Below are 10,282 nucleotides of genomic sequence, written 5' to 3'. Positions count from 1 at the left end.
CGTCAGACAAAAAAGCCCCCGGCAGCGCCGGGGGAACCACGTTGCAGCACCTTCGATCAGACGTAGTCCTGGTACTTCTCGAGCAGGCGCACCGGCTTCTTCAACGCGTCGCGGCGGAAGGGGTCGCCCAGCTCACGGGTGCACATGATCTCGATGATGCAGGTCTTGCCCTCGTTCATCTGCATGTCCACCGCCTTCTTCAGCGCCGGGCCCACGTCCTCGAGGCGATCCACGGTGATGCCCTCGGCGCCCATCGCCCTGCCGATCTCGGCGAAGCTCTGGTTGTCCAGCTCGCCGGCCACGAAGCGGCGGTTGTAGAACTCGACCTGGTTCTTCTTCTCGGCGCCCCACTGGCGGTTGTGGAACACCACCGCGGTCACCGGGATGTCGTGACGCACCGCGGTCATGGTCTCCATCAGGCTCATGCCCCAGGCGCCGTCGCCGGCGTAGGCGATCCCCGGACGCTCCGGCGCGGCCACCTTGGCCCCGATCATGGTGGGAAAGGCGTAGCCGCAGTTGCCGAAGCTCATCGGCGCGAAGAAGCTGCGCGGCTTCTCGAAGCGCAGGTAGCTGTGCGCTACGGCGTTGATATTGCCGATGTCGGTGGAGACCATCGCGTCCTCGGGCATGGCCTTCTCGAGCTCGCGCAACACCTGGCGCGGGTGCAGGTACTCGCCGCCGGAGAACGGCGTCTCGCCCTGGGCCTCATCGATGGCGTCGAGGCTGAAGGGGTCCTTCTCGTGGGTCCACTCGTCCAGTTCGCGCTCCCAGGCGGCCTTCTCGCTGGCGATCAGCTCGGCGCGCTTGGCCTGGGTAGCGTCGCAGGCCAGGTCGCGGCCCGCCAGGCGCTCGGTGATCGCCTCGGCGGCTTCCTTGGCATCGCCGCAGATGCCCACGGCGATCTTCTTCACCAGGCCGAGCATCTTGTGGTCGGCGTCGATCTGGATGATCTTGGCGTCCTTCGGCCAGTAGTCCAGGCCGTGCTGCGGCAGGGTGCCGAACGGCCCCAGGCGGGTGCCCAGCGCCACCACCACGTCAGCCTGGGCGATCAGCTTCATGCCAGCCTTGGAGCCCTGGTAGCCCAGCGGGCCGCACCACAGCGGGTGACTGGCCGGGAAGGAGTCGTTGTGCTGGTAGCTGTTGACCACCGGCGCGCCCAGCCGCTCGGCCAGCGCCTGGCAGGCCTCCACGCCGTCGGCCATGACCACACCGCCGCCGGAGACGATCACCGGGAACTCGGCCTTGGCCAGCAGCTCGGCCGCCTCACTGAGGGTGCGGGTGCCACCCGGCCCGCGGTCGAGGCGCGCCGGCTCGGGGATCTCGCATTCAATCTCGCCGTAGAAGTAGTCCCGCGGGATGTTCAGCTGGGTCGGCCCCATCTCGGACATCGCCCGGTCGAAGCAGCGAGCGGTGTACTCGGCCATCCGCGCGGGGTGGGTCACGTGCCCCTGGTACTTGGTGAACTCCTGGAACATCGGCAGCTGCTTGCACTCCTGGAAGCCGCCCAGGCCGATGCCGGTGGTGCCCGCTTCGGGGGTGACGATGACCACCGGGCTGTGCGCCCAGTAGGCCGCAGCGATGCCGGTCACGGCGTTGGAAATGCCCGGGCCGTTCTGGCCGATCACCGTGCCGTGGCGGCCGGAGACGCGAGCATAGCCGTCGGCCATGTGCGCCGCGCCCTGCTCGTGGACCACCGGGATCAGGCGGATGCCGGCCGGCGCGAAGATGTCCATGGCGTCCATGAAGGCCGAACCCATGATGCCGAACATGTCGGTCACCCCGTTGGCGACCAGGGTCTCTACGAAGGCCTCCGAGGGCGTCATCGTCTGCTTGCCTTTCACGACCTGGCGAGTGTCTGTGCTGTCTTGGGTGCTCATGGGGTGTCCTCCGAGCCCGTCATCCGGGTTGTTCTATATGAGATGATTTATTCCGGCTTCCGGAATACGGACAGACTCTAGGCAGCCAGCCCTCCCCCGTCAAGTTTAAATTCCATAAAACGATACGATTTGATTCTTTTTGCGGAACTGATCTATGCTCAACCAACGCTCCGGCAGCGACGTCCCCTGCCAGCGGTTGCGATCAGGGACGCCCAAGGTCAACGGTCCCCCGGGCCGAGGAGACGGTGATGACAGACCCCATGAGTGCCCAGCCCGACATCCAGGTGTCAGTGCGCGAGCTCTTCGGCATCGATAGCGACCTCGAGGTGCCCGCCTTCAGCTGGCGCGACGAGTATGTGCCCGAGATCGACGAGGCCTATCGCTTCAACCCCGACGTAACCCTGGCGATACTGGCCGGCTTCACCCGCAACCGCCGAGTGATGGTCCAGGGGCTGCACGGCACCGGCAAGTCGACCCATATCGAGCAGGTGGCGGCACGCCTCAACTGGCCTTGCATGCGGGTCAACCTGGACGGCCATATCAGCCGCCTCGACCTGGTGGGCAAGGACGCCATCGTGATCCGCGACGGGGTGCAGGTCACCGAATTCCAGGAAGGCATCGTGCCCTGGTCGCTACAGCGGCCGGTGGCTTTGATCTTCGACGAGTACGACGCCGGCCGGCCGGACGTGATGTTCGTCATCCAACGCATCCTAGAGCGCGACGGCCACTTTACGCTGCTCGACCAGAACCGGGTCATCCATCCCCACCCCCACTTCCGGCTGTTCGCCACCGCCAACACCGTGGGGCTCGGTAACCTGAGCGGGCTCTACCAAGGCACCCAGGTACTCAACCACGCCCAGATGGATCGCTGGAACATCGTCGCCAAGCTCGACTACCTGCCCCGCGACGAGGAGGCGGCCATCGTGCTCGGCCGGGTGCCCAGCAAGGACACCGAGAAGGGACGCGCGCTGATCGCCTCGATGGTGGCGGTGGCCAACCTGACGCGTCAGGGCTTCGCTGCCGGCGATCTGTCTACGCTGATGTCGCCGCGCACGGTGATCACCTGGGCCGAGAACTGCGAGATCTTCCGCAACCCGGCGCTGGCCTTCCGGCTCTCCTTCCTCAACAAGTGCGACGAGGCCGAGCGGCCCATCGTCGCCGAGTACTACCAGCGCTGCTTCGGCGAGGAGCTCGACGAGTCGTGGATGCGGGAGGCGACCGCGCCATGACCCAAAGCGCACAGCAGCAGGCGCGCCGCCAACAGCGGATCGAGGAGCTGTGCGCGGCCAGCCTGCGCGCCCTGACCGGCGATGCCGGCCTGCACTACCGCGGCCGGCGCCTCTATCAAGGGGAGAGACGCCTGCCGACCCATGCGCCGCACCTGCGCATCGATCCCGAGCAGGACGACTTCGCCGACTGCCGGGCCGCCGCCGACGGCATGGCCTTGCGCCTGCTGCACTCAGACCCGGCCCTGCACCGCGAACGCTGCCCCGAGGACGCGGTCGAGCGCCTGATCTTCGAGCTGCTCGAACAGCTGCGCGTGGAGACCCGCGTCCCCGACGACATGCCGGGCATGGCCAACAACCTGCTGCGGCGCTTCGAGAGCTGGTCGCGGGCCTTCTACCGCTCCGGGCTCACCGAGGGCAGCATCGGCCTGCTGCTCTATACGGTGGCGCAGATGTGCTGGTCACGCCTTCAGGCCCGGCCGGTGCTTGATGAGACCGAGGACTACATCGAGGGCACTCGCGCCTCCCTGGTAAGGGAGCTCGGCACGGCGCTTTATGGGCTGCGCCGCCAGCGTCACGATCAGGCGGCCTACGCCGAGCACGCCCTGGCCATCGCACAAATCGTCGGCACGCGGGTGCGCGCCGAACGGGCCCAGGCAGGTGACGACGAGGATGAGGAGCCAGCGGAAGCGGCCAGCGAAGCCTTCGCCCTGCTGCTCGACCTCGAGGACGGCGACGGTGACGAGGACGGCATCGCGGCCGCTACCACCGGGCACAGCAAGACCTTCGAGGACGCCGCCCTCGCCTACCGGGTCTTCACGGCCCGCTTCGACCGCGAGGTCACCGCCGGGAGCCTGGTGCGCCGCGCCCTGCTGCGTGAGAACCGCGAGTGGCTGGACAAGGCCACCGCCGAGCAGGCCATCAACCTACCGCGCCTGGCCCGGCGGCTGGGCAGCGTGCTCTGTGAGCCACGCCCCGACGGTCGCTCCTTCGGCGAGGAGGAGGGTCGCATCGATGGGCGACGCCTCGCCCAACTGGTGAGCTCGCCCACCGAGCGACGCCTGTTCTATCGCGACCAGGTGAAGCTGGGCACCGACTGCGCCGTCAGCCTGCTGATCGACTGCTCGGGCTCAATGAAGCACCACATCATGCCGGTGACGATGATGGCCGAGAGCCTGATCCGCGCCCTGGAGATGATCGGAGCCACCACCGAGCTGCTCGGTTTCACCACCGGCGCCTGGAACGGCGGCCGCGCCTACCAGGCGTGGATGAGCGGTGGGCGTCCCCGCGGTCCGGGCCGCCTCAACGAGGTGTGCCATATGGTGTTCAAAGACGCTGATCGCAGTTGGCGGCGCGCGCGCACCGACATAGCCGCCCTGCTCAAGCCCGACCTGTTTCGCGAGGGGATCGACGGCGAGGCGGTGGACTGGGCCTGCGAACGCCTGCTCGCCCGGCCCGAGAACCGTCGCATCTTGATCGTGATCTCCGATGGCTGCCCAGCAGACAGCGCCACCAACCTGGCCAACGACGCCTTCTACCTCGACAACCACCTGAAGGAGGTTGTCGCCCGGCGCAGCCGGGAGGGTCAGGTGGAGGTGCTGGGCCTGGGCGTGGGCCTGGACCTCAGCCCCTTCTACCGCCGCTGCCTGGCCACCGACATGGCCCAGGCGCTGGACACCCATCTGTTCGACGAGATCGTCGAGCTGATCGGCGGCCGCCACCGGCGCTGACGATCGTAAACACAGGAGACCTCAATGGCCAAGACCCGCATGGTGACCCAGTTCGGCATGGGCACCTCGATCCGTAGCCGGAACTATACCGAAGCCGCGGCACGGGCGATCCGTGATGCGCTTTGGCACAACTCGCTCAACGTGGCCGACGCCTTTGGCTTTCCCAAGGAAGCCATGCTCATCGACGTCGAGATAGGGGTACAGGACCCCGCTGCCGTCGACCCGGCGGCTCTGCTGGGCATCTTCCCGTATGGACAGCCATCGGTCAGCCTGGTCAAGGGGGGGCTGGACATAGACAAGCCCGACGGAAGTGGCACTAGCGTGATCGCCAACGCCGCCGTCGTCGTCTCCTTCGATATGGAGCCCAATCATGCCTGAGCATCGCATCATACTGGAAATGGGCACCGGCAATGATCTCTATGGCGAGGACTACACCAAGGCGGCCTGTCGCGCCGTGCAGGACGCCTTGCACCATTCATCCATCGTGCTGTTCAAGTCATTGGGCATCGACCACCACGAGATGCGGGTCCAGGTGACCATCGGCGTGCAGGAACCCGAGCGGGTCGACGCGGAGACCGTGGCGGCAAAACTGCCCCGCGGCCGCGCCGAGGTCAGCGTGGTGCACGGCGGACTCAACGTACACGATCCCGTGCAGGAGACCACGCACGTCGTGGCCACCGCCGCCATCGCCGCCTTCCTGCCCATCGAGGAAGACGCCTGGCGGTTGAGCGACGCCGCCGAGTAGCGCCGATGACGCCCTGCCCCCCGGCGTTGGCCGGCGGCCCTCCCTTGATCGGGGCGTTTCTTACACCAACGCTTCTTACATCAGCTCAGAGAAAATCAGCCCGCCGCCGATCACCATCAGCGTGACGAAGGCGATCCGGCGCATGGCCAGGGGCGAGAGACGGGGCGGCCAGCGCCGCCCGGCATAGGTGACCACCGCCACCATGGGAATTGCCCAGGCGGTGAAAACGAAGATCTCGAGATCTAACCCGCCCTTGGCGGCGACGAAAAGGGTGCGCATGCCCGACGTCGCCGCGAACATCAGGATCAGCATGTTGCGGATCGCCACCGGCGGCAGCGGCTGGCGATAGCACTGGTAGATTACAGGCGGCCCGGCGATGCCGAACAGACCGCCGCAGAGCCCCGACAGCACGCCGCTGATGAAGAAACTGCCCCGCGAGGAGAGGATCTCGCGCTGGCGGGGGCGCAGTACCAGGCTAAGCCCGCCGTAGCACACCAGCAGGCCCAGGGCGATGCGCAGCACGCTCTCGGCGCTGCCGCTGAGCATATCAAGCAGCAGCACGCCGATCACGGTCGCCGGCACGATGCCGAGCACCGTGACCCCGATCACGGCCATGTCGAGATGCTTCAGCTTGCCCGGCAGGGCCACCGCGCTGTTGGCCAGCGTCATGAGGCTGACCACCGCCGCCACCGAGGCCACGGGCGCGACATCCAGCCCGCTGGTCGCGCCCATCACGATCATGCCCAGCCCGAAGCCGGTCACCGTCTGGAAGTAGCCGGCGATGGCGGCAATGGCGATAAATGGCAGTAATACCTCAAGGGTCATCGTGCACTCGATCCTGTTTGCGGCTCCCAGCCTGACGCTGGACGCTCGGGGAATGGAGCCTGGCCCCCCGCATAACATCGGCGAGACATTGACGCCGCGTACAAGGTACCGGCTCGGCCAACCTCGATGGCACAGACTCCCTGGCTCCAGGTTGACGCGACAGGCCTCGCCTGCGCTCTGAAAAGCGGAATAAACATGCTAGGGCAACGCCGGTAATACTACCCCGACGCCAGCAAAAGTACGCCCTTCAGCAGGATCGCCGCGCCCAGCCCGATCAAAGTCAGCATGGCTAGCCGACGCATCAGCCCGGCGGAGCATGGCGGGGGGTAGCGACGCCCGAGCCAGGTCGCGCCGCCCACCACCGGCATCGACCACAGGGCCAGCTGCCAGACGTCACCGGTCAGCCCACCCTGGCTCGCGACGTACAGGGTGCGAACCCCGGAGGTGATCGCGAAGCACAGGATCAGCAGCAGCCGGATGGTCTCCAGCGACAGCGGCTGGCGGTAGCAGTGGTAGATGACCGGCGGCCCGGGAACGCCGAAGAGTCCGCCGCAGAGTCCCGTCAAGGCGCCGCTCACGGCAAAGGTCCAGGAGGGGGATTCAGCGCGCAGGGGACGGGGACGAAGGCCGATACTGATGCCTCCGGACAGCACGAGGGCGCCCAAAAGCAGGGTGAGCAGCACCGTCAAGGTCGCGTCCAGCCACGACAGCAGCCAGACGCCCACCATGATGGAGGGCACGATGCCCAACGCGAGCGCCACGATCCGGTGCGCCCCCAGGCCGCGCCACCTCCCCGGCAGGGCGACGGCACTGTTGACCAGAGTCACCAGGCTGACCACCGCCGCGAGCACCGGCACCGATGCCACGCCTAGCCCCCCGGCGGCACCCATGACGATCATGCCAAGGCCGAATCCCGCCACCGTATGGAGGTAGCCGGCCAGGCCCATGATGGCGAGCGTCGCCAGCAGCGCCCCGGGCTCCATCGTCAGGGTCCAGGGGGCCATGGCGCACTCGTGATGATGACCATCAGGCCTCAGCGGCGGCCGACAGGCTCTGGGCCTGCACCGTGGTCACCGCGATCACATGGTAGACATCATCGAAGCTGCAGCCCCGGGAGAGGTCGTTGGCCGGCTTGGCCAGGCCCTGCAGCAGCGGGCCGATAGCCTCGGCGCCGCCGATCCGCTCGGCCAGCTTGTAGCCGATGTTGCCGGCCTCAAGGTCCGGGAAGATCAGCACGTTGGCGTTGCCCTTGACCTTCGAGTCGGGCAGCTTGCGTTCGGCGATCTCGGCCACGATGGCGGCGTCGAGCTGCACGTCCTCGTCGATGGCAAGCTCCGGCCGGGCGGCCTTCACCTCCCGGGCGGCCTGCACGACCTTCTCGACGTTGCCATGCCGGGCGCTGCCGCTGGTCGAGAACGACAGCATGGCCACGCGCGGCGCCTCATTCAACAGCGCCTGGGCGCTGTCGGCGGCAGCCATGGCGATCTGGGCGAGCTCTCCGGCGTCGGGATCGATGACCAGGCCGCAGTCGGAGAAGATCATGCCGCCCTTGAGGCTATGGAAAGGCTGGCAGAGCATCATCAGAAAGAAGCTCGAGACCAGCTTGCGACCCGGGGCCAGCCCCAGCAGCTGGATGGCGCTTCTCACCACGTCGGCGGTGGTGTTCACCGCCCCCGCCACGGTGCCGTCGGCGTGGCCCTCACGGACCAGCATGTTGGCGAAGCAGAGCGGTTCGCGCACCGCCGTAGCGGCCTGCTCCGGGGTCATGCCCTTCTTCTCGCGCAGCGCAAAAAGCGCCCGCGCCAGGTCGTCGGTCAACGGCGAGTCGGCCGGGTCGATCACCTCGACCGCCGCCAGATCGACCCCGTAGCGCACGGCGGCCGCGGACATCGCCGCTCGGCCACCCACCAGGATGACCTGGGCGATGCCCTCCTCCGCCGCCTTCGCGGCCGCGCTCAGAATACGCTCGTCCTCGCCCTCGCAGAGCACGATGCGCCGGGGATCGCGGCGCGCGCGCTCGAGAATCTGATTCAAGGCTTTCATGCGATGGCCTCTCGTGCCTGCCGCAATGCGCGGCAGTCGTCAGACAAAAAAGCCCCCGGCAGCGCCGGGGGAACCACGTTGCAGCACCTTCGATCAGACGTAGTCCTGGTACTTCTCGAGCAGGCGCACCGGCTTCTTCAACGCGTCGCGGCGGAAGGGGTCGCCCAGCTCACGGGTGCACATGATCTCGATGATGCAGGTCTTGCCCTCGTTCATCTGCATGTCCACCGCCTTCTTCAGCGCCGGGCCCACGTCCTCGAGGCGATCCACGGTGATGCCCTCGGCGCCCATCGCCCTGCCGATCTCGGCGAAGCTCTGGTTGTCCAGCTCGCCGGCCACGAAGCGGCGGTTGTAGAACTCGACCTGGTTCTTCTTCTCGGCGCCCCACTGGCGGTTGTGGAACACCACCGCGGTCACCGGGATGTCGTGACGCACCGCGGTCATGGTCTCCATCAGGCTCATGCCCCAGGCGCCGTCGCCGGCGTAGGCGATCCCCGGACGCTCCGGCGCGGCCACCTTGGCCCCGATCATGGTGGGAAAGGCGTAGCCGCAGTTGCCGAAGCTCATCGGCGCGAAGAAGCTGCGCGGCTTCTCGAAGCGCAGGTAGCTGTGCGCTACGGCGTTGATATTGCCGATGTCGGTGGAGACCATCGCGTCCTCGGGCATGGCCTTCTCGAGCTCGCGCAACACCTGGCGCGGGTGCAGGTACTCGCCGCCGGAGAACGGCGTCTCGCCCTGGGCCTCATCGATGGCGTCGAGGCTGAAGGGGTCCTTCTCGTGGGTCCACTCGTCCAGTTCGCGCTCCCAGGCGGCCTTCTCGCTGGCGATCAGCTCGGCGCGCTTGGCCTGGGTAGCGTCGCAGGCCAGGTCGCGGCCCGCCAGGCGCTCGGTGATCGCCTCGGCGGCTTCCTTGGCATCGCCGCAGATGCCCACGGCGATCTTCTTCACCAGGCCGAGCATCTTGTGGTCGGCGTCGATCTGGATGATCTTGGCGTCCTTCGGCCAGTAGTCCAGGCCGTGCTGCGGCAGGGTGCCGAACGGCCCCAGGCGGGTGCCCAGCGCCACCACCACGTCAGCCTGGGCGATCAGCTTCATGCCAGCCTTGGAGCCCTGGTAGCCCAGCGGGCCGCACCACAGCGGGTGACTGGCCGGGAAGGAGTCGTTGTGCTGGTAGCTGTTGACCACCGGCGCGCCCAGCCGCTCGGCCAGCGCCTGGCAGGCCTCCACGCCGTCGGCCATGACCACACCGCCGCCGGAGACGATCACCGGGAACTCGGCCTTGGCCAGCAGCTCGGCCGCCTCACTGAGGGTGCGGGTGCCACCCGGCCCGCGGTCGAGGCGCGCCGGCTCGGGGATCTCGCATTCAATCTCGCCGTAGAAGTAGTCCCGCGGGATGTTCAGCTGGGTCGGCCCCATCTCGGACATCGCCCGGTCGAAGCAGCGAGCGGTGTACTCGGCCATCCGCGCGGGGTGGGTCACGTGCCCCTGGTACTTGGTGAACTCCTGGAACATCGGCAGCTGCTTGCACTCCTGGAAGCCGCCCAGGCCGATGCCGGTGGTGCCCGCTTCGGGGGTGACGATGACCACCGGGCTGTGCGCCCAGTAGGCCGCAGCGATGCCGGTCACGGCGTTGGAAATGCCCGGGCCGTTCTGGCCGATCACCGTGCCGTGGCGGCCGGAGACGCGAGCATAGCCGTCGGCCATGTGCGCCGCGCCCTGCTCGTGGACCACCGGGATCAGGCGGATGCCGGCCGGCGCGAAGATGTCCATGGCGTCCATGAAGGCCGAACCCATGATGCCGAACATGTCGGTCACCCCGTTGGCGACCAGGGTCTC

The 10,282-nt window shown here is 67.6% G+C and carries 9 protein-coding genes; 4 read left to right on the top strand and 5 right to left on the bottom strand.

What is annotated here, in order from left to right; all coding sequences use genetic code 11:
- Positions 1-56: 56 nt before the first annotated feature.
- Entirely contained in the window at positions 57-1,877 is a 1,821-nt protein-coding gene (xsc, locus tag QLQ86_RS16675; RefSeq protein WP_282816526.1) for a sulfoacetaldehyde acetyltransferase, read from the bottom strand.
- A gap of 248 nt (positions 1,878-2,125) precedes the next feature.
- Between xsc (QLQ86_RS16675) and QLQ86_RS16670 the strand changes: the two genes are divergently transcribed.
- The 4 genes from QLQ86_RS16670 to QLQ86_RS16655 are packed head-to-tail and all read left to right on the top strand — an operon-like array spanning position 2,126 to position 5,578.
- The gene (locus QLQ86_RS16670; protein WP_282817716.1) at positions 2,126-3,106 is read left to right on the top strand and encodes an AAA family ATPase; all 981 of its coding nucleotides are present in this window, start codon (positions 2,126-2,128) and stop codon (positions 3,104-3,106) included.
- Complete coding sequence (locus QLQ86_RS16665; protein WP_282817715.1) at positions 3,103-4,833, top strand: cobaltochelatase CobT-related protein; 1,731 nt, start codon at positions 3,103-3,105, stop codon at positions 4,831-4,833. The genes QLQ86_RS16670 and QLQ86_RS16665 overlap by 4 nt, the downstream gene beginning before the upstream one ends.
- A 24-nt stretch (positions 4,834-4,857) precedes the next feature.
- Positions 4,858-5,211, top strand: a complete 354-nt coding sequence (locus QLQ86_RS16660; RefSeq protein ID WP_282817714.1) for a Lin0512 family protein — start codon at positions 4,858-4,860, stop codon at positions 5,209-5,211.
- Positions 5,204-5,578 carry a Lin0512 family protein gene (locus tag QLQ86_RS16655; protein WP_282817713.1) on the top strand — a complete coding sequence of 125 codons (375 nt, stop codon included), beginning with the start codon at positions 5,204-5,206 and terminating at the stop codon, positions 5,576-5,578. The genes QLQ86_RS16660 and QLQ86_RS16655 overlap by 8 nt, the downstream gene beginning before the upstream one ends.
- Positions 5,579-5,653: 75 nt before the next feature.
- On the opposite strand, the gene QLQ86_RS16650 is transcribed toward QLQ86_RS16655, so the two are convergent.
- The 4 genes from QLQ86_RS16650 to xsc (QLQ86_RS16635) form a co-directional block, all read right to left on the bottom strand.
- The gene (locus tag QLQ86_RS16650; RefSeq protein ID WP_282817712.1) at positions 5,654-6,403 is read right to left on the bottom strand and encodes a sulfite exporter TauE/SafE family protein; all 750 of its coding nucleotides are present in this window, start codon (positions 6,401-6,403) and stop codon (positions 5,654-5,656) included.
- 218 nt (positions 6,404-6,621) lie between these two features.
- A complete protein-coding gene (locus QLQ86_RS16645) occupies positions 6,622-7,407 on the bottom strand; it encodes a TSUP family transporter (RefSeq protein ID WP_282817711.1) in 786 nt (261 codons plus the stop codon).
- Positions 7,408-7,429: 22 nt separating this feature from the next.
- Positions 7,430-8,446 carry a phosphate acetyltransferase gene (gene pta, locus QLQ86_RS16640; RefSeq protein WP_282817710.1) on the bottom strand — a complete coding sequence of 339 codons (1,017 nt, stop codon included), beginning with the start codon at positions 8,444-8,446 and terminating at the stop codon, positions 7,430-7,432.
- Positions 8,447-8,539: 93 nt separating this feature from the next.
- Positions 8,540-10,282: sulfoacetaldehyde acetyltransferase (xsc, locus tag QLQ86_RS16635; protein WP_282817709.1), on the bottom strand; the 1,743-nt coding region annotated here is incomplete at its 5' end.

The sequence above is a fragment of the Halomonas rhizosphaerae genome (assembly GCF_030012485.1).
Lineage (GTDB): Bacteria > Pseudomonadota > Gammaproteobacteria > Pseudomonadales > Halomonadaceae > Halomonas > Halomonas rhizosphaerae.
This window is presented reverse-complemented; position numbering and strand designations above follow the sequence as displayed.

Coding starts and splice junctions, on each gene's coding strand:
- xsc (WP_282816526.1), bottom strand. CDS start 1,877: ATGAGCACCCAAGACAGCACAGACACTCGCCAGGTCGTGAAAGGCAAG.
- QLQ86_RS16670 (WP_282817716.1), top strand. CDS start 2,126: ATGACAGACCCCATGAGTGCCCAGCCCGACATCCAGGTGTCAGTGCGC.
- QLQ86_RS16665 (WP_282817715.1), top strand. CDS start 3,103: ATGACCCAAAGCGCACAGCAGCAGGCGCGCCGCCAACAGCGGATCGAG.
- QLQ86_RS16660 (WP_282817714.1), top strand. CDS start 4,858: ATGGCCAAGACCCGCATGGTGACCCAGTTCGGCATGGGCACCTCGATC.
- QLQ86_RS16655 (WP_282817713.1), top strand. CDS start 5,204: ATGCCTGAGCATCGCATCATACTGGAAATGGGCACCGGCAATGATCTC.
- QLQ86_RS16650 (WP_282817712.1), bottom strand. CDS start 6,403: ATGACCCTTGAGGTATTACTGCCATTTATCGCCATTGCCGCCATCGCC.
- QLQ86_RS16645 (WP_282817711.1), bottom strand. CDS start 7,407: ATGGCCCCCTGGACCCTGACGATGGAGCCCGGGGCGCTGCTGGCGACG.
- pta (WP_282817710.1), bottom strand. CDS start 8,446: ATGAAAGCCTTGAATCAGATTCTCGAGCGCGCGCGCCGCGATCCCCGG.